This is a genomic window from Pseudaminobacter soli (ex Zhang et al. 2022) (assembly GCF_014595955.1).
GTDB classification, from domain to species: domain Bacteria; phylum Pseudomonadota; class Alphaproteobacteria; order Rhizobiales; family Rhizobiaceae; genus Kumtagia; species Kumtagia pseudosoli.
This window is the reverse complement of the sequence record NZ_JABVCF010000006.1, coordinates 116,278-135,110: the sequence shown is the minus strand read 5'-3', so window position 1 is coordinate 135,110 and position 18,833 is coordinate 116,278. Positions and strand designations below refer to the sequence as shown.

Here is an 18,833-nt window from a genome sequence, read left to right as displayed (position 1 = left end):
ACCGAAGCGTAAGGCAATTACCGGTGTCCGAAGTGTCCGTGGCATCCCGCCTGCAAGGCTCCGGCGCATACGCGCTGGAACTGGAGGGCATTGCACGCCATTTCGGTGCGCTGGTGGCCCTTTCGGGCATCAATATGAGGATCGCGGCCGGCGAACGGCGCGCGGTCCTCGGCTCCAACGGCGCCGGCAAGACGACCCTGTTCAATGCCATCACCGGCGACTTCCTGCCGACCGCCGGGCGCATCCGCTTCTTCGGCGAGGACATCACCGACCTGCCGCCGCATGAGCGGATCCGGCGCGGACTGCGCCGCACCTACCAGATCTCGCAGCTCTTCAAGGGGCTCTCCGTACTCGACTCGATCTTCCTGGCCTGCCGCGGCGTGTCGCGCCGGCGCTTCTCGGTGCTCCGCCCCACGAGTGGCGACGTGAACATGGTCCAGGCGGAATCGATCCTGAACGCCGTGCATCTCGAGGGCGACCGCGACGCGCTTGTCGCAACGCTGTCCCATGGCCAGCAGCGACAGCTCGAGATCGCTCTGGCGCTTGCGGGTGCGCCGCGCTTCATCCTGTTCGACGAGCCGGCCGCGGGCCTGTCGCCTACAGAGCGGCGCGATCTCGTCGCCATCCTCAATGCGCTGCCGAAGCACATCGGCTACATCATCATCGAGCACGATCTCGATGTCGCGCTGCGTGTCTCCGAGCATGTGTCGATGATGCACAATGGCAGGCTGTTCAAGGAGGGCACGCCACAGGAAATCGAAGCCGACCCGGAGGTGCAGGAGATCTATCTCGGGGGCAAGCATGGCTGAGCGCCCCACCTCTTTCGGCAAAGCCGTACTGCGAATCGACGACCTGCAGGTCTATTATGGCGAAAGCCATGCCCTCCAGGGCGTGTCGCTGACGCTCGAAAGCGGCGTGCTGTCGATCGTCGGCCGCAACGGCATGGGCAAGACGACGCTCTGCAACACGATTGCGGGATTGAAGCGCGCGGGCTCCGGCTCGATCCGCGTGAACGGCCGCGAGATTTCTTCGCTAGAGCCGCACGAGATCCACCGGCTCGGCGTCGGCTATGTGCCGCAGGGCCGGCGCGTGTGGCCGAGCCTGAGCGTGGACGAGCACCTTCGCCTTGCAGCCGGCAGCCGCCGCGACGCGAGTTGGACCGTTGAGAGAGTGTATCAGACGTTCCCACGGCTGGCGGAGCGCCGGAGCAATGGCGGCTCGCAGCTTTCCGGCGGCGAGCAGCAGATGCTGGCGATTTCGCGGGCACTGCTGAGCGATCCGAAGCTGTTGGTCATGGACGAGCCGACCGAGGGCCTGGCGCCCGTCATCGTCCAACAGGTCGAGCAGATGCTGGTCACGCTCGCCCACGAAGGCGAGATGGCGATCCTCGTCATCGAGCAGAACATCGGCGTCGCGACTGCGGTCTCGGACAGCATCGCGATCATGGTCAACGGCCGTATCAACCGCATCATGGACGCCAAGGAGCTGGCCGCAGACCGCGACCTGCAGCAGCGGCTGCTCGGCGTCGGCCGCCATTCCGAGGATGAGGTCGTCACGCCGGCGGCTGCCGCGGAGGCCATGGAGCAGCTCGCCGAAGTCTACCGCATCGAACGCGGCGGCAGCGAAGCCGGACAGGGCGACCAGCCGGTCGACGGCGTCTATCGCCCCGTGACCCAACTGCCCAACCGCTGGAACGTGCCGGTTACGGCCATGCGGCAGGCCGCGGTCGACAAGGCTGTGCCGCAGAACGACCTCAAGAAGGTCTTTGCTATTCCTTTCTCCGAGCGGATCGGGCGGACCGTGCTGGTGGCCGGCACCTTCGACACAAAGGGCAAGGAGTTGCGCTTCATCGCCGACCGGCTGAAGTCGCTCGGCATCCCGACCCGCACCGTCGACCTCTCGACCTCGGGCAAGCCGTCCAGCGTGGATGTGCCGGCCATCCAGGTGGCGAGCATGCATCCGCTCGGAGCGTCGGAGGTCATGTCGGGCGATCGCGGCAGGTCGGTCGCGGCCATGGCCGAAGCCTTCGCCCGCTGGGTCGAGCGCGAGCCACGTCTTGGCGGTATCATCTCGGCTGGTGGCTCGGGCGGCACGACGCTCGCCACGGCCGGCATGCGTGTCCTGCCGGTCGGCATCCCGAAGGTGATGGTCTCGACGGTCGCGGCCGGCGATGTCGCCAAATATGTAGGGGGGGCCGACATCATGATGTTCCATTCGGTCGCCGACGTGCAGGGACTGAATTCGATCACCGAGCAGGTGCTCGGCAATGCGGCGCACGCCGTGGCCGGCATGGTGGCGCAACTGCCGGACGCGCAGGCCTGGGAAGCCAAGCGCAAGCTCGCGCGCCCGGCCGTCGGTATAACCATGTTCGGCGTCACCACGCCTGCCGTTCAGGCGGTGACGAAACGGCTCGAGGCCGACTACGACTGCCTCGTCTTCCATGCCACCGGCATCGGCGGGCGGGCCATGGAGAGCCTGGGCGATTCACGCTTGCTGGCCGGCTTCCTCGACCTGACCACCACCGAGGTCGCCGACATGATCGTCGGTGGCGTGTTCCCGTCCGACCAGGACCGGTTCGGCGCGGCGATCCGCACGAGCCTGCCTTATGTGGGCTCGGTCGGTGCGCTCGATATGGTCAATTTCGGGCCGCGTGAAAGTGTCCCCGAAAAGTTCAGGAGCCGCAAGTTCGTCGTCCACAATCCGAACGTGACGCTGATGCGAACCACGCGCGACGAGAACCGCGCCTTCGGTGAGTGGATCGGCGCTCGGCTGAACCAGATGAACGGGCCGGTGCGCTTCCTGCTGCCTGAAGGCGGGGTATCGATGCTCGATGCCCCTGGCGCTGCGTTCCACGACCCGGAGGCCGACAATGCGCTCTTCGAGGCGATTGAGCGCACAGTGCGCCAGTCGCCGCAGCGCCGCGTCCAGCGCGTGCGCGCCAACATCAACGATGAAGCCTTCGTGGATGCCGTTGTCGAGGCATTCCAGGCGACGATGCCAAAACTTCAGAGACGGGCGTAGATGCCCAGGGAACAGGCCCGGACCGGGCAGACGAAGAATTAGAAGTCGGTCGCCTTCGGCTGACCGCAGACTATCCGGGGAGGAGAGGACATGGCCGCGCAGACCTTTGGCACTTTGCTGGTGTGGCTGATCATTTTCGTCATCGCCGTCGTGGTGGCCGTCTACATTCTGAGATGGCTCTACCGGCGCTCGACCAAGGAGACGGCTTTCGTGCGCACCGGCTTCCTCGGCGAGAAGGTGGTGGTGAATGGCGGCGCCTTCGTCATCCCGGTGCTGCACGAGATCACCCCAGTGAACATGAACGTCATGCGCATCGAGGTGCGGCGCGAGAACGAGGGCGCGCTGATCACCAAGAACCGCATGCGCGTCGACCTGATCGCCGAGTTCTTCGTGCGCGTCGGCGCCAGCCGCGGCCTAGTCGCGGCTGCCGCCCAGACGCTCGGCCGGCGCACCATGCAGGAGGGCGGCCTGAGAGAGCTTCTGGAAGGCAAGTTCGCCGCCGCCATGCGCACGGTTGCTGCCCAGATGACGCTCGAAGAGATGCACGAGTTGCGCCGTGACTATGCTTCCAAGGTGCGGGAAATGGCAGCCGAGTCGCTGGCGGCGAATGGCCTGGAACTGGAAAGCGTGGCCATCGTCGATCTCGACCAGACCAGCCTCGAATTCTTCGACCCCTCGAATGCCTTCGACGCCGAGGGCCTGACGCAGCTGATCGAATCCATCGAGACGCGGCGCCGCATGCGCAACGAGATCGAGCAGCGCACGCTGGTCGACATCCGCAACCAGAACCTCGACACGCAGCGCAAGGTTCTGGAGATCGATCGCGAGACCGAATATGCGCGGCTGGAGCAGGAGCGAGAGGTGGAGATCCGCCGCGCCGCGCAGCGCGCCGAGATGGCCCGCGAGCGAGCGGTGCGCGACCAGGAGGCCGAGCAGGCGCAGCTTCTGGCGCGCGAGGCGGTGGAGAAGTCGCGCCTTGCGCAGGAGCGAAGCATCACCGAAGAGCGCATACGCAGCGAAGAAGAGACCCAGCGCCGCGAGATCGCGCGCCGACGCGCTTTGGACGAAGCCGAGCTCAAGATGCGCGAGATGACCGAGCGCGAGCAGATCGCGCTGGAGCTGTCGCTCGAAACGGCCCGCATCGAGCGCGAGCGCGCCCAGAGCCAGCTCGAGATCGAACGCAAGAAGGCGCTGGAGCTGGTCGAGCTGGAACGCCAGATCGCGCTTGCCGAGAAGGCACTCGACGTGACCAAAGCTGAGGCAGAGAAGCGCCGCGGCGAGATCGTCGCCAACCAACAGACCGAAGCCGAGCGGATCGCCCAGGAACGCGCTCTCGACCAGCTCAGGCTCGAACGCGAGCGGCACCGCGAAGCGCTGCAGATCGCCAAGCGCCAGGCCTTCGAGGAGGCCGAAATCGCGGCTGCCGAGGAGGTGGAGCGGGCCCGCATCGCCACCGAGCGCGGCATCGAGGAGGCCAAGCTCGTCAAGGAGCGCGACCTGCGCCAGCTTGCCGTCGATCGCGACCAGAAGGTGGAGATCGCCGAGATCCAGAAGGCCATCGACATCGCCAAGAAGACGCAGGAGCGCTCGGCGGCAATCGCCACTGCTGAGGCCGTGCGCGCCAAGGCCATCCAGGCCGAGGAGCAGGCTTTGACCGCTCGCGAGAGGGAGATCGCCGAGCGTCGCAAGCTGACCGACCTGATCGCCGCTGCGCGCGAGGCCGAGCGCGAGGCGCTTCGGGTGACGGCTGCGGCCGAAGCCGAGATGCGGGCCGCCCAGAGCCTTGCCGAGGCGCAGAAGATCGCGGCCACCGCCGCTGCCGAGGCCGAGAAGATCCAGGCCCTCGCTGCCGCCCAGCGCTACGAGGTCGATGCCGCCGGCAATCGCCTGCTTAACGAGGCGGAGAACCTGCTGTCGGACGAGGCGCGCGCCGGCCGCCTGCGCGGCAAGCTCCTGGAGCGTCTCGAAGGCATCGTGCGCGAAAGCGTCAAGCCGATGGAGAAGATCGATGGCATCAAGATCCTGCATGTCGACGGCGTGAATGGCGGCTCGGGCGGCAACCGCAACGTCACCGACGAGGTGATCGACTCCGCCCTGCGCTACCGCGTGCAGGCGCCGATGATCGACAACCTCATGAAGGAGATCGGCATCGAGGGCGGGTCGCTCGGCCGCATGACCGATGTGCTGCGCGACGCCAAGGACATCTCCAGCCTGACCCGCGACAAGAAGGGCAAGTCCAAGAACGGCAAGGATGAAAACGACGACGATCGCGATCGCGATCGTTGATGCGGCGCGCGGGGATGACGGAATAGTCCGATGCCGAAAGTCTATGTTTCGACGGTGGTCAACGCGCCCGCGGCGGAGGTCTGGAAACTCGTCCGCAATTTTGACGGCCTGCCGAACTGGGCGCCGTTCGTTGCGGAAAGTCGGATCGAGCAGAACGCACGCCCCGACCAGATCGGCTGCATCCGCAACTTTCGGCTAAAGGACGGCGGGCGCATTCGTGAGCGGCTGCTGGCGCTCTCGGATTACGACCTTTCCTGCACTTATTCGATCCTCGAAAGTCCGATGGCGGTAGAGAACTATGTCGCCACGCTGTCGCTGACCCCCGTCACCGACGGCAATTCCACCTTCTGCGAATGGGAGGCTGAGTTCGACTGCGCGCCGGAGCGCGAGGCCGCCCTCGTCCAGCAGATCGGGTCCGGCGTGTTCCAGGCCGCGTTCAGCGCGCTAAAACAGCGCTTTGCGCGCTGACGTCTGCCACGGATGGTCAAGGTCTGCCAGAGCACGATCATCGACGCGCCGATCGACGAGGTCTGGCGCGTCCTGCGCGATTTCAACGGGCACGACCGCTGGCATCCGGCTATTGCCTCAAGCGCCATCGAGAATGGCGAGCCTGTGGACGCTATCGGTTCGGTCCGGCGCTTTCGTCTCGCGGACGGAGGCGAGTTGCGCGAGCAGCTTCTATCGCTCTCCGACACGGATTTTCGGCTGACCTATTGCCTGCTCGAAGCGCCGCTGCCGCTGATGGGCTATGTCGCATCGATCCGGCTGAAGCCGGTAACGGACGGCAATCGAACCTTCTGGGAATGGCGCTCGGAATTCCAGCCGCCTGCCAACCGGCGCGAGGAACTGACTAGGCTGGTGACGGAGGATATCTATCGCGCCGGCTTCGCCGCCATTCGAAAACTGTTGTCCGCAGGGCAGGCGCGGACTCCGGTCGCCGCAAGGCCGATCGCAACTCCAATCGAAACACGGCCGGCATCAAGGCCGCTCGAACCGATCTCCGCCACCGGCTCAGATCACACCCGCGCCATCGTGGTAGCGCGCCATGGCGGGCCTGAGGTGATGGAGTTTCGCGAGATTGGGCTGCCTGAGCCCGGCTACGGCGAGCTGCGCATCCGCCATACGATTATCGGCGTCAACTTCATCGACGTCTATTGCCGCACAGGCTATTTTGACCTGCTCACGCCGCCGGGCGTGCCGGGCATGGAGGCGGCTGGCGTCATAGAGGCCATAGGCCCGGGTGTCTCCGGCTTCAGGGTGGGCGAACGCGTCGGCTATGCCTGCCCGCCGGTTGGGGCCTATAGCGAGCGCCGCAACATGTCGCCGGAACTGCTGGTGCGCCTTCCCGACGACATCTCCGACGAGACCGCTGCAGGCGCGCTGCTCAAGGGCGTCGCGGCGAGCTTCCTGCTTCACGACGTCCATGCGGTGAGGCCCGGAAGCACAGTCCTCGTCCACGCTGCGGCCGGCGGCATCGGCCAGATCCTGGTGCAATGGGCACGCCATCTCGGCGCGACCGTGATCGCGACCGTCTCCAGCGACGATAAGGCGCGTCTCGCAGAGCGCCTCGGCGCCCATCATGTCGTAGTCTATTCCCGCGAGATTTTTGCCGACGCGGTGATGGAGATCACCGGCGGACGGGGCGCGGACGTCGTCTATGACGCGGTCGGCAGCGACACCTTCGCCGGCTCGCTCGCCGCGCTCGGGGTGCGCGGCCATCTCGTCAGTTTCGGCCAGGCGTCCGGCCCGGTCGGCAACTGGGACATCGGCCGCTTCTCGTCAAAATCGATCACGGTCTCCCGCCCCAACTACGGCCACTACACAGATACGCCGGACAAGCTTGCGCTTCAGATGAACCGCTTCTTCACGGCACTAAGGCAGGGCGTGGTGCGGATCGATGCGCCGCGTCGCTATCCGCTTGCGCAGGCCGCCGACGCCCATCGCGATCTGGAATCCCGCCGAAGCACCGGTTCACTCGTCCTCGTTGCGTGAGTGCCGAGGCGGGGAGGGCTCGGCGAGTAGGCGGGGGTGTGACAATATCCCCGCTCTCGCTCCTGCGACCGATCAGTTCGCGAAACCCAGGTCGTTGCCGTGTTCCAATGCGGTCCGCCTAATAGGAACGCGGCATGCCGAGCACGTGCTCGGACAGGTAGGACAGGATCAGGTTGGTCGAGATCGGCGCCACCTGGTAGAGGCGCGTCTCGCGGAACTTGCGCTCGACGTCGTACTCCTCCGCGAAGCCGAAGCCGCCATGGGTCTGGATAGCTGCGTTGGCGGCCTCGTTCGAGGCGTCCGCGGCGAGCATCTTGGCCATGTTGGCCTCGGCGCCGCAGTCCTCGCCCGCCTCGTAGCGCCGCGCCGCCTCCTTCACCATCAGTTCGGCCGCGCGCATGTTGGCGTAGGCGCGCGCGATCGGGAACTGGATACCCTGGTTGGCACCGATCGGACGTCCGAACACGTTGCGCTGCTTGGCGTAGGTCGCGGACTTCTCGATCAGCCATTTGGCGTCGCCGATGCATTCCGCGGCGATCAGGATGCGCTCCGCGTTCATGCCCGACAGGATGTAGCGAAAACCCTTGCCTTCCTCGCCGACCAAGTTTTCGGCCGGAACGCGCACATTGTCGAAGAACACCTCCGTGGTGGAGTGGTTCATCATCGTGCGGATCGGCCGGATGGTGAGCCCGTTGCCGAGCGCCTCGCGCATGTCGAGAATGAAGACGGAGAGACCGTCGGTGCGCTTTGTGAGCTGGTCGCGAGGCGTGGTGCGCGCCAAGAGCAGCATGAGATCCGAATATTCGGCTCGGCTTGTCCAGATCTTTTGCCCGTTGACGACGTAATGGTCGCCCTCGCGGCGCGCGAAGGTGCGCAGCGACGTCGTATCGGTGCCGCTCGTCGGCTCGGTGACGCCGAAGGCCTGCAGGCGCAGTTCGCCCGAGGCGACGGCAGGCAGGTATTTCTGCTTCTGCGCGTCATTGCCGTGACGCAGCACCGTGCCCATGACATACATCTGCGCGTGGCAGGCGGCGCCGTTGCAGCCGGCACGCTGGATCTCCTCGAGTACGGCCGCGGCAGCCGACAGGGTGAGCCCGGCGCCGCCGTAGTCCTCCGGGATGAGGGTCGCGAGATAGCCGGCCTCTGTCAGCGCCCGCACGAACTCCTCCGGATACTCGCGCTCGGCATCGAGCGTGCGCCAGTACTCGCCGGGGAAGCGCTCGCAGAGCTTGCGCACCGCCTCGCGGATCTCGACGTGATCTTGCGGTTCGAACATCTCAGGCGCTCCTGGCGCGGAGGGGTGGTTCACCGTGCGGCGCGGCGGGGAACAGGCCGAGGCTCCTGACCGGCCGATCACCCGGGAGATCGAGAACGACGGCGACGAGCCGGTCCGCCTCGGCGCTCGGCATGCCGCTGCCGGCAAGCAGCATCCTGGCCTTTGCGGAGAGCTCGCTCGCGGTCACCGGGTTCTCGGGATCGCCCTTCGCTTCCTTCCGGGCTGCCTCCAGGACGCGGCCGTTTGCAGTCTCGACGCGAACGTCCGTGCCCCAGGAGCGCGGATAGGCGCCGTCAACTGCCAGCGAGCGCAGCACCGTGACCTTGCGACGTTCGGGGGCCATGCGGGCACGCGCCGTTGCGTCGAAGCTTGTCTGGTCGACGCGGCCGTCGGCTAGCGCGATCGCAACACAGTGCTGCAGCGAAAACTTGGCGCTGTATGGATCCTGAGGGGCCGGCCGGTCGCAGACGTCGAGCGCGGCTTGGTAGGCGCCGACAGTCACGCTGACGATCTCGGCTCTGCCGAGCCTGCCATGCAACTCGATGGCGGCATCGATCGTCGGGTGGGTGTGGCGGCAGCACGGCCACGGCTTGATGGACGTCTTGGTGAGTTCCCACGGCCGATCCGGATCGGCTGTGATCGCGTCCGGCAGGGGGTCGGGGCAGAGCCCGGCATAGAAACCCTTCGCGCCTTCGAGGATGTCGGGGGCGCCGGTGAATCCCTCCGCGGCGAGGAGGGCTGCGAGCACCCCGGATTCGGCACCGCGCGCCGTGTGCAGGTGTTTCGACATCGAGCCGCTTTCCAGGAATTGCCACAGGCCGGACGACTGGGTGCCCGCATTGCCGAGCGCCCAGACCGCCCGCTCATGCGACAGGCCGATCAGGTCGGCCACCGCCATCGCCGAGCCGAACGGGCCGCAGGTGGAGGTGTTGTGCCAGACGCGGTAGTGCGCCTTGCCGACCGACATGCCGACACGGCAGCACGCCTCGTAGCCGGCAAGCACGGCCTTGAGGAAGGCGACGCCGCCGAGATTTCGGTCGTCCGTGATGGCCCAGGCCGCGGGAATGACCACGCACCCCGGATGGGTGACGGAATCTCGGTGCAGATCGTCCATTTCAAGGATGTGCGACAGTCCGCCGAGATAGAAGGCGCGCCGGGCGACGTCGCCGGTTTCCGGTGGCGCTACCGCGCGCAGCATGCGTGCCGGTCCGGTGTCGAGCCCGCCAAGAGCGCAGGCCAGCGTGTCGAGAACGAAGAGCGCCGCCGCCTCGAGGTCCGATTGCCCGACCGGCTTGTTGCGGATGAGGGAGACCAGTTCGCTTGTGAGGCTCATGTTGCGTTCGCCTCTCCGTGAGCTTGGCCCGAAACCGCAACCGGCGCAAACTCCGCGCGGATGGCCGCATCGTGCTCGCCTAGAGCGGGCACGCGACCGAGCGTCGGGCGTCGGCCGTCGACGATGGTTGGCGGTGCGATCAGGTCGGCTGAACCAGCCGGGGTCTCGACCGGAACTTTCGCCACGCTGCGGTGAGCGGCAAGCTGGGCCATGGTCGACACGCGGCCATAGGCGATGCGCAGCCGGTCGAGCCGGTCGACCAGATCGGCGACCGACTGGGGGCCGACGATCTGCTGCACCTTGTCGTCCAGGGCTGTGCGGTTGGCGCAGCGCTCCTTGTTCGTCGCGAAGCGCGCGTCCGTCGACAGCGCGGGATCGCCGAGGACGCCTTCGCAAAAGGTTGCCCACTCCCGCTCGTTCTGAATCGAGATCAGGATCTCTCCGTCCCGCGCCCTGAACACGCCGTAGGGAGCAATCGACGGATGCGCGAGCCCAAGCCGCGGCGGCTCGCTGCCGCCGTACTGACGCGCCAGATACGGCACGTTCATGTACTCGGCGATGGTGTCGAAGAGCGATAGCTCAATATGGCTGCCGGCGACGCTGTGCTCGCGGCTGTAGAGCGCCTGGAGGATTGCAGCATAGGCCGCCTGGCCGGTGGAGATGTCGCTGATCGAGATGCCGACGCGGGTTGCCCCGGAGGCGACGGAACCGGTGACGGCGGCCAGTCCCGCCTCCGCCTGGATAAGCAGGTCGTAGGCCTTGCGGTCGTGGTCCGGGGTGCCTGAAGCGAAGCCGACGATGTCGCAGACGATGAGGCGGGGGAAGCGGCGGCGCAGGTCGGCGCTGCCTATTCCGAGGCGGTGCGTCGCGCCGGCCGCGAGGTTCTGGATGAACACGTCGGCGCGTTCGAGCATGCGCTCGACGAGGGCCAGGTCGTCCGGCTTCTTCAGGTCGACGGTGCAGGATTCCTTGCCGCGGTTGTTCCAGACGAAATAGCTCGACTGGCCGTGGACGAATCCATCATAGCCGCGTGCGAAGTCGCCTTCGCTGCGCTCGAGCTTGATGACGCGGGCGCCCGCATCAGCCAGGCGCGAACTTGCAAACGGTGCGGCCACCGCCTGCTCGAGCGCCACGACAAGAATGCCCTCAAGTGGCCCCGCCATGGCATCCTCCTGTTTCGATCTTTCGCTGGCCACAACACACCGGTGTCCTTGCGCGGTCAAATAGCGTTTCTGGATTGCGGCTATAGCGTCGTGTTGTAGCTCGCAGGCTGTCCGCCGCGGGACGATCGACGGCGCGGCAGGAAGTGCGCGGGGTGTAATAGCCGAGGCAAGAAACGCCTAGAACAGGTCCAGACCGGCCTGCCCCTCCGGGAGTCTGGCAGTCCAGACCTTGTCGCGGACCAGCAGGCGGAGGATCTCCCAACTGAGCTGGGCGACGGCGCGCGGTGCGGCATTCAGCGGGCGTTCGGTGGAGTAGGCGAGGTGGACCTTGCGCGTCAAAGGCGGTTCGACAAAACGCCAGGCAACGAAACGGTTCTCCGAAACCTCGCGGTCGATCGCCATTCGCGGAAGGATACCGTAGCCGATGCCGCGCTCGACCAGCTTCTTGATCTGGTTGTAGGAATCGATCTCGATCGCCGGCCTGATGGCGAACCCGGAACCTGCTGCACTGGAATCGATCAGTTCGCGCAGGCCATGGCCTGGCCCGGGCACGATCATTGGCAGATCGGCGATGTCGGCGAAGCGTACGGCGCCCGGATCCGTTGCCAGCCGGCCGTCCAGGTCAGCGCTGGCGAACAGACAGATCTCCTCCGACAGGCCCAGATGGTAGGCGAGCCCCCTAGGGTCGGAGGTCGAGTAGATCATTGCAAGATCGATGTCGCCCTTGCGCAGCCAGTCCAAAATATACCCGCTCATCGCCTCGACCACCCTGATGCGGACATCCGGGTACTTCGCCTTGGCAGCCTCGATCAGCGGTACGGCGAGGATCTCGCTGACGGTTCCGGGAAGGCCGAAGCGGACGTCGCCGCGCGGCAGGGCGCGCAATCCCCTGACGCTGTCGGGTATTTCGGCGAACTCGGCCAGAACCCGCCGGGCATGCAACATAAGTCGGTTGCCGGCATCGGTCGGCTGGACGCCGTGCGGACCTCGGAACAGCAGCGGTACGCCAAGTTCCTGCTCCATCTGGCGGACATGGTGGCTGAGCGCCGGCTGGGCGACACGGAGGACGAGCGCAGCCTTCGAGAACGAGCCACTCTCTACGACCTGTGCGAAATATCGCAGTTGCCGCGACTCCACCGCATGCTCCTCCATCGGAGCGCCCTTTGCGCCGCTCCCATAGAAAAACATTATACCGGCGCAACCGAAGTCAGCAATTCGGTAGGGCGTCGGATCTGACGTGGTGTCGTTTTCCTTGGTGATGGCTCGGCCTCGGCGAGCCTGAAATCCAAGCCTCTCCAACGATGCACGAGGCAAGGGCAGAAGATCGCGCGGCCTCGTGTCACAAAGTAGCAGCTCGGGCCTGAGCCTCTTGTAAATCTCAAAATACATATGTACCGGTTGGGCTGAGCGGCGTTGCTAGACCGAGAGGAGATCGGCCGGCGCCGCCATATGGAAGCTCGAACCCGATGTTGGGAGGACCTATGAAGACCTTGTTCCGGGTGGCTGTGGCCGGCCTACTACTCGCCTCGACGGCGGCATTCGCGCAGGACGCGGCGCCGGGCACGATCAAGAAAGACAGCTATCGCTTTGTCATCATCCCGAAGGTCGTGCATCCGTGGTTCGACAAGGTGAACAACGGCGCCAAGGCTGCCGCCCAGGCGATCGAGGCGCAGACAGGCTCCAAGGTCACGATCGAGTACAGCGCGCCGCAGCAGGCTGACGTCGTACAGCAGAACCAAATCCTCGAAAGCTCGATCGCGACACGGCCGGATGGCATCGCGATCGACCTGCTCGACCCGAGCGGCAACCGCGCTCCGCTGGAGGAGGCAGTCGGCCAGCAGATCCCGGTCACCATCTTCGACTCCGTCCCGCCGGAAGGCATGGAGTTGACCAGCATCGGCAACGATTTCTGCGAGCAGGCGAAGATCGCATCGCGTCGACTCGTCGAGTTGCTCGGCGATGAAGGTGGCGAGGTCGCCATCATGATGGGCGTGCCGACCGCTCCAAACCACGCCATCCGCGCCGAGTGCCACCAGAAGCTGTTTGCCGAGCATCCGAACATCAAGGTCGTTGCGACCGGCATCGACAATGACGACATCGAGACGGCGCAGAAGCAGGCTGCCGCGATCATGCAGGCCAATCCGAACCTCAAGGGTTGGGTCGCTAGCGACGCTGCCGGCCCGATCGGTATCGGTCAGGCGATCAAGGAGGCCGGCAAGGTCGGGCAGGTCCAACTCGTCGGCCTCGACGACCTGCCGGAGATGATCCAACTGATCAAGGACGGCGTCGCCGACAGCTCCTCCTCGACCAAGCCGGAAATGCAGGGCTACTGGTCCGTGCTGACGATGTGGCAGAAGGCGACCGGCGCCGACACGCCGAAATACATCGACACCGGCATCGCCGTCCTGACGAAGGACAGCGTCAAGTAGGATCGCAGGCGAGGCCGCGGCCGACGCGGCCCCGCCACTCTATCGGGTCGTGTCGCCCGAAAAGGGGCAGTATGACGGCGGCTGCGTTCGGCGGCGACCGGACGAGCCCACAACTCCTGGATACACTACAACAGTGGCCTATCTCGAGACCAAGGGACTTGGTCGGGACTTTCCCGGCGTTACCGCACTGAACGATGTCGACATCTCGGTCGAACTCGGCCGCGTTCATGTCTTCGCCGGCGAGAACGGCGCCGGAAAGTCGACCCTGGTCAAGCTCCTGACGGGCGCCTACAGCCCGTCGCGCGGAAGAGTCCTTATCAATGGCAGGGATCCGGCCGAGGACCCGAGCCTGTTCCGCAACATCGCCTATGTGCCGCAGGAACTGACGCTGTTCCCGCACATGTCTGTCGCGGAGAATCTGTTTATTCCCTTCGATCGCTCGGGGCATGGCGGAAGCTATTTCGATCGGCGCCGACTCGAGAGGGAGGCGACGGAAATCCTGGATCGGTTCGGCATAGCCGCATCGCCAGGGGACCTGGTGCGCCACATTTCGGTTTCCGACCAGCAACTGCTTCAGATCGCGCGCGCGTCGACGAACCGGGACATGAAGGTGCTGATCCTCGATGAGCCGACCTCGGCGCTGACGCGCACCGAAGTCGACCGCGTGTTTCGCGTCATCTCGGGGTTTCGCGACCGCGACCACGCGATCATCTTCATCTCGCACAAGATGGACGAGGTGTTCGAGATCGGGGACGACTACACGGTCCTGCGCAACGGCAAGAAGGTGGAGGCAGGCCGCCTTGCCGACACCGACGCCGACGGCCTCATCAGGGCGATGTCCGGCGAGGCGATTCATCTCGGCGACACCTTCCGGCCGGAGGTCGCCCCTCCCGGCGCCGGCGAACCGATGCTCAAGGTGCGCGGACTTTCGGGGGCCCACTTCAGCAACATCGATTTCGACCTGAAGCGGGGCGAGATTCTCGGATTCGCGGGGCTAGTCGGCGCCGGCCGCTCGGAAGTGATGCAGACGATTTTCGGCTACCTGAAAGCCAAAACGGGAACGGTCGAACTGGAAGGCGCGCCGTGGAAGCTCGGCGACACGACGGCATCGATCCGCAACGGCATGATGTATCTGTCCGAAGAGCGGAAACATCATGGAATTTTTCCGCTCATGTCGGTGCGCGACAACATCGGCATGTCGATCTACGAGCAGACCACCTCGGCATTCGGCATCTCGGCCCAGAAAGAACGCGCGCAGGTCAGCGAGATCATCAGGGCGTACGACATCAAGACGCCGAACATGAACAAGCAGATCGTCTATCTGTCCGGCGGCAACCAGCAGAAGGCTTTGATCGGCCGCGCGATGGCGCGTCGTCCGCGCGTTCTGATCTTCGACGAGCCGACCAAGGGCATCGACGTGCGTACCAAGGCGGAGATCTACCGGATCATGAAGAGTCTCGCCGAGCAGGGTGTCGGCATTATCCTCGTCTCCTCTGAGATGGACGAGTTGCTTAGGTGCGCAACGCGCATCATCACCATGCATTCCGGCAAGGTGACCGGCTCCTTCGATGCGGTCAGCACCAGCACCGAAACGATCGTCGGCGCCATGTTTGGCAAGGAGAGCACGTCCAATGCGGCTTAATCCATTCAAGGCGCTCGTCGTCAACCCGGTGGCGGGCGTCTTCGTCGTCCTGCTCGTCATCTTCGCCGTGTCGTCGCTGCTGTCGCCCTACTTCCTGTCCAGCTACAATCTTTCCGTCGTGGCGCGCGCCCTGGCATTCGTTGGACTGGTCACCATCGGCCAGGCCTCGCTGATGATCCTGGGCGAGATCGACCTGTCGCTCGGCATGATCGGCGGCCTGTGCGGGGTTGTGGCTGGCATTCTGATGGTCAATTTCGGCCTCAACCCGTGGCTGGGAATGCTGTTGGCGCTGATGCTCGGTGCGGCCTGCGGCCTGCTCAACGGTGGGCTGGTCTCGCTGCTGCGTCTGCATTCCCTGGTGCTGACGATCGGCACGGCCGGGATATTCGGCGGCGCCAACCTGGTGCTTACTCGCGGGGTCGCCATCACCAATATCCCGAAGGAGATCCAGTTCCTGGGCCGCGGCGACCTTTTCGGCGTTCCGATGCCGTTCATCATCATGCTCGTGGTGCTGGTGCTGGTGTCCTACCTGACACTGAAAACGCCATTCGGCCGCTACATGTACGCCATCGGCAACAATGCCGCGGCCGCCCGCATGCTCGGCATCAAGGTCGACGGTATCCGTACGCTGGTGTTCGTCTTCGCTGGCGTCATGTCGGCGCTCGCTGGCGTGTTGATGGTGGCCAGGCTCGGCACTGCGCAGCCATCGATCGGCGAGACCTGGGTGCTGGCGCCGATCGCTGCGTCCGTCATTGGCGGCGTCACCACCACGGGCGGAGTCGGCACGCCGCTCGGCGCCATCTTCGGCGCGGCGATCATCGGCATCATCGAGAACATCATCGTCCTGTTCGGCGTCTCGCCCTATTGGCAGGGCATCGTCAGCGGCGTCATCGTCGTGCTTGCGATCTCCTTCGATGCGATCTCGCGCCGCTATCTCAGGGCCGACACGGCCTGAGCACGGTCTCCATAGGCGTTTCCCCGGAGAGAAGAATGAAGCTTGGATTGAACCTGTCCTTCGCCATCAAGCGTTGGCTCGGCGGCGATGCCATGGCCCATATCGTCAAGGACGAACTCGGCTTGGATATCGTGCAGTTCACCTGGGACCTCGTCGACCCGTGGTGGCCGGCCGAGAAGCGCGACCCGATCGCGCGGGAATACGCCGCTGCATTTCGACGCGCCGGGATCACTATCGAGAGCACATTCGGTGGGCTCGCGTCGTACACCTACAACCATCTGCTGGGTCCGACGCCGGAACTGCGGGCGCTCGGCAAGGAGCACCTCAAGCGCGCGATCGACATGACGTCCGAGATGGAGGTGCGCGCCGCCGGCATGCCGTTCGGTTCTTTCTCGTCGGCCGACGCTCTCGACCCGAGCCGCCGCGAGGCGATCTACAAGGAAGCGGTCGAGACTTACGTCGACATCTCCAGATACGCCAAGGAGAAGGGGCTGGAGACGCTCTATGTCGAGCCGGTGCCGCTGGCGACCGAGTTTCCGTCTTCGGCGACCGACGCGCTACGCCTGATGAAGGACCTGAACGCACAGACCGCGATCCCGGTGAGGCTCATGGTCGACTGGGGGCACGCGCTGTTCACGCCGCTGTTCGGCGAGCAGGCCGACATGGACTACTGGATGAAGACCTGCGGCGAGTACATCGGTGCCTTCCATATCCAGCAGTCCGATGGACTTCTGGACCGGCACTGGAACTTCACCCGCGATGGCATCATCACGCCGGAGCGGCTTGCCGAGTTCTGGAAGCGGCACAAGCTCGCCGACCAGACCTACTTCATGGAAATCATCTATCCGTTCGAGGAAACGGACGAGCATGTCCTTGCTGACATGAAGGCCTCGGTTGCCCTTCTTCGGCAAGCCGCCTGAGCCGTCTCGACCAACTTACTTCGTGAGGGATTACCCGGTGACTGCCAAGACCAAGAAAATTATGAACGCGCCGGAGAACATCATTCCCGAGATGATCGAGGGGATGATCGGCGCTCACCCCGATCTGCTGCGGGTATCGGGCGCGACCGGGCGTGCGGTCGTCGCGGTCGACGGGCCGAGGCCTGGAAAGGTCGGTGTTGTGGTCGGCGGCGGCTCCGGGCATGAGCCGGCCTTCGCGGGCTATGTCGGGCGGGGCCTCGCCGACGCGGCCGCGGTCGGCAATGTGTTCGCGTCGCCATCGCCGGAGCAGATCCTCGATGCCGCGCGTGCCGCCGATGGCGGTGCCGGCATCATCTTCCTTTACGGAAACTATTCCGGCGATGTCATGAACTTCGATATGGCAGCGGAGGAACTGAGTGCTTCCGGCAGCCCGGTGAAGAGCGTGGCGGTCACCGACGATGTCGCCTCGGCGCCGAAGGAACGCATGGATGAACGGCGTGGCATTGCCGGCGACTTTTTCGTCTTCAAGATCGCAGGCGCGGCGGCCGACCGTATGCTGCCGCTCGACGAGGTCGATCGGCTGGCGCGTCACGCCAATGCCTCGACCCGCACCATGGGTGTGGCTTTGTCCGCCTGCTCCCTGCCGCAGACGCGTAAACCTAACTTCGAGATCCCGCCGGGCGAGATGGAGATCGGCATGGGGCTGCATGGCGAGCCCGGCATCCGCCGCGGCCCGCTCGAAAGCGCGGACAGCCTCGCGGAGCAGCTTGTCGCGACGATCATCGCCGACCTCGGCCTGCGCCGAGGCGACGAAGTCGCCGTGCTGGTGAATGGCCTCGGCTCCACGTCGTCGATGGAGCTCTACCTGCTGCATCGCAGAACCCGGCAGATCCTTGACGAGCAGGGCATCCGTATCGCGCGAAGCTGGGTGGGGGAGTACGCCACCTCGCTGGAGATGGCCGGCGCCTCGATCACGCTGCTGCGGCTGGACGACGAATTGCGTGTCCTGCTCGAGCATCCCTGCCGTTCCGTCGCGCTGACGGTCGGCGAGGTCGCTGTCGCGGGTTCCTTGCGTTCGGCACCGGCCAGTGCGGGTTCCGGCGCGAGCGCGGAGAAGGGGAGCGTCGCTTCCGACCGCAAGGAACTCGTGACGGACGGGGAGATCACGCCGATGATCTTCCGCCAGATGATGCGCAATGTCGGCAGCGTCATCGTCGCCGAGAAGGACTGGCTTTCCGAGTTGGACGGCGTCATCGGCGACGGCGATCACGGAGTCACGATGGAGATCGGCTGGATCGCGGTCGGCAAGGCGCTTGACGCGGCTCCGAAGGAGGAGACCATCGAGGTAACCTGCAAGCGCATGGCGAAGGCTTTCCTGGATGCCGTCGGCGCCTCGTCGGGCCCGCTCTACGCCACGGCGTTCCTGCGCGCCGGCACGGCGGTGGGGGACCGGCTCAATCTCGATGCCGCCGCTCTGGCGAGTTGGATCGCAGCCGCTTCGCAGGGCATCCAGGACCGCGGCCGTGCAGAGCCCGGCGACAAGACCATGGTCGACGCCTGGGTCCCGGCCGCCGTCGCCGCAAAGGCTGCCGCGCAGAGCGGAGCCTCGTCCATAGAGGTGATCGAGGCGGCAACTACCGGTGCGAAGGACGGCATGGAGAAGACGGCTCACATCGCTGCCCGCCGCGGGCGCTCCGCTAAGCTTGGCGAAAGGTCCCTCGGGCACATCGATCCGGGTGCGGCCTCGACCTATCTCACGTTGCGCGCCATGGCAGAGGCATTGAGACGGGCGCTGGCTTAGCACGGCCGGTCCGGA

Annotated in this window: 14 protein-coding genes; 10 read left to right on the top strand and 4 right to left on the bottom strand. The window is 65.5% G+C overall.

What is annotated here, in order from left to right:
* Positions 1–32: 32 nt before the first annotated feature.
* The 5 genes from HUI96_RS12810 to HUI96_RS12790 all read left to right on the top strand — a co-directional run bounded on the left by HUI96_RS12810 (position 33) and on the right by HUI96_RS12790 (position 7,299).
* Complete coding sequence (locus HUI96_RS12810) at positions 33–809, top strand: ABC transporter ATP-binding protein (protein ID WP_425299219.1); 777 nt, start codon at positions 33–35, stop codon at positions 807–809.
* Entirely contained in the window at positions 802–3,021 is a 2,220-nt protein-coding gene (locus HUI96_RS12805; protein ID WP_188255047.1) for an ABC transporter permease, read from the top strand. The genes HUI96_RS12810 and HUI96_RS12805 overlap by 8 nt, the downstream gene beginning before the upstream one ends.
* A gap of 90 nt (positions 3,022–3,111) precedes the next feature.
* Positions 3,112–5,307 carry a flotillin domain-containing protein gene (locus HUI96_RS12800; RefSeq protein WP_188255046.1) on the top strand — a complete coding sequence of 732 codons (2,196 nt, stop codon included), beginning with the start codon at positions 3,112–3,114 and terminating at the stop codon, positions 5,305–5,307.
* A gap of 30 nt (positions 5,308–5,337) precedes the next feature.
* Positions 5,338–5,775: an SRPBCC family protein gene (locus HUI96_RS12795; protein WP_188255045.1), complete on the top strand. Its 438-nt coding sequence runs from the start codon at positions 5,338–5,340 to the stop codon at positions 5,773–5,775.
* Between the two features lie 12 nt (positions 5,776–5,787).
* Positions 5,788–7,299, top strand: a complete 1,512-nt coding sequence (locus HUI96_RS12790; RefSeq protein ID WP_188255044.1) for a zinc-binding dehydrogenase — start codon at positions 5,788–5,790, stop codon at positions 7,297–7,299.
* 118 nt (positions 7,300–7,417) lie between these two features.
* On the opposite strand, the gene HUI96_RS12785 is transcribed toward HUI96_RS12790, so the two are convergent.
* The 4 genes from HUI96_RS12785 to HUI96_RS12770 form a co-directional block, all read right to left on the bottom strand.
* Positions 7,418–8,575, bottom strand: a complete 1,158-nt coding sequence (locus HUI96_RS12785) for an acyl-CoA dehydrogenase family protein (protein WP_188255043.1) — start codon at positions 8,573–8,575, stop codon at positions 7,418–7,420.
* 1 nt (position 8,576) lies between these two features.
* On the bottom strand, positions 8,577–9,908 hold the full coding sequence (locus HUI96_RS12780; protein WP_188255042.1) for an MmgE/PrpD family protein: 1,332 nt from the start codon (positions 9,906–9,908) through the stop codon (positions 8,577–8,579).
* A complete protein-coding gene (locus tag HUI96_RS12775; protein WP_188255041.1) occupies positions 9,905–11,071 on the bottom strand; it encodes a CaiB/BaiF CoA transferase family protein in 1,167 nt (388 codons plus the stop codon). The genes HUI96_RS12780 and HUI96_RS12775 overlap by 4 nt, the downstream gene beginning before the upstream one ends.
* A 177-nt stretch (positions 11,072–11,248) precedes the next feature.
* Positions 11,249–12,223 carry a LysR family transcriptional regulator gene (locus HUI96_RS12770; protein WP_188255040.1) on the bottom strand — a complete coding sequence of 325 codons (975 nt, stop codon included), beginning with the start codon at positions 12,221–12,223 and terminating at the stop codon, positions 11,249–11,251.
* A 329-nt stretch (positions 12,224–12,552) separates the two neighbouring features.
* Here HUI96_RS12770 and HUI96_RS12765 point away from each other — a divergent pair, with 329 nt between their 5' ends.
* The 5 genes from HUI96_RS12765 (at position 12,553) to dhaL (ending at position 18,818) form a co-directional block, all read left to right on the top strand.
* On the top strand, positions 12,553–13,500 hold the full coding sequence (locus HUI96_RS12765) for a substrate-binding domain-containing protein (protein WP_188255039.1): 948 nt from the start codon (positions 12,553–12,555) through the stop codon (positions 13,498–13,500).
* A 133-nt stretch (positions 13,501–13,633) separates the two neighbouring features.
* Positions 13,634–15,142: an ATP-binding cassette domain-containing protein gene (locus HUI96_RS12760; protein WP_188255038.1), complete on the top strand. Its 1,509-nt coding sequence runs from the start codon at positions 13,634–13,636 to the stop codon at positions 15,140–15,142.
* Positions 15,132–16,097 (top strand): ABC transporter permease, encoded by a 966-nt coding sequence (locus HUI96_RS12755; RefSeq protein WP_188255037.1) that lies wholly within the window; start codon positions 15,132–15,134, stop codon positions 16,095–16,097. The genes HUI96_RS12760 and HUI96_RS12755 overlap by 11 nt, the downstream gene beginning before the upstream one ends.
* A gap of 35 nt (positions 16,098–16,132) precedes the next feature.
* Entirely contained in the window at positions 16,133–17,017 is an 885-nt protein-coding gene (locus HUI96_RS12750) for a sugar phosphate isomerase/epimerase family protein (protein ID WP_188255036.1), read from the top strand.
* 37 nt (positions 17,018–17,054) lie between these two features.
* Positions 17,055–18,818 carry a dihydroxyacetone kinase subunit DhaL gene (dhaL, locus tag HUI96_RS12745; RefSeq protein WP_337918290.1) on the top strand — a complete coding sequence of 588 codons (1,764 nt, stop codon included), beginning with the start codon at positions 17,055–17,057 and terminating at the stop codon, positions 18,816–18,818.
* Positions 18,819–18,833: the final 15 nt, after the last annotated feature.

Coding starts and splice junctions, on each gene's coding strand:
- HUI96_RS12805 (WP_188255047.1), top strand. CDS start 802: ATGGCTGAGCGCCCCACCTCTTTCGGCAAAGCCGTACTGCGAATCGAC.
- HUI96_RS12800 (WP_188255046.1), top strand. CDS start 3,112: ATGGCCGCGCAGACCTTTGGCACTTTGCTGGTGTGGCTGATCATTTTC.
- HUI96_RS12795 (WP_188255045.1), top strand. CDS start 5,338: ATGCCGAAAGTCTATGTTTCGACGGTGGTCAACGCGCCCGCGGCGGAG.
- HUI96_RS12790 (WP_188255044.1), top strand. CDS start 5,788: ATGGTCAAGGTCTGCCAGAGCACGATCATCGACGCGCCGATCGACGAG.
- HUI96_RS12785 (WP_188255043.1), bottom strand. CDS start 8,575: ATGTTCGAACCGCAAGATCACGTCGAGATCCGCGAGGCGGTGCGCAAG.
- HUI96_RS12780 (WP_188255042.1), bottom strand. CDS start 9,908: ATGAGCCTCACAAGCGAACTGGTCTCCCTCATCCGCAACAAGCCGGTC.
- HUI96_RS12775 (WP_188255041.1), bottom strand. CDS start 11,071: ATGGCGGGGCCACTTGAGGGCATTCTTGTCGTGGCGCTCGAGCAGGCG.
- HUI96_RS12770 (WP_188255040.1), bottom strand. CDS start 12,223: ATGGAGGAGCATGCGGTGGAGTCGCGGCAACTGCGATATTTCGCACAG.
- HUI96_RS12765 (WP_188255039.1), top strand. CDS start 12,553: ATGAAGACCTTGTTCCGGGTGGCTGTGGCCGGCCTACTACTCGCCTCG.
- HUI96_RS12755 (WP_188255037.1), top strand. CDS start 15,132: ATGCGGCTTAATCCATTCAAGGCGCTCGTCGTCAACCCGGTGGCGGGC.
- HUI96_RS12750 (WP_188255036.1), top strand. CDS start 16,133: ATGAAGCTTGGATTGAACCTGTCCTTCGCCATCAAGCGTTGGCTCGGC.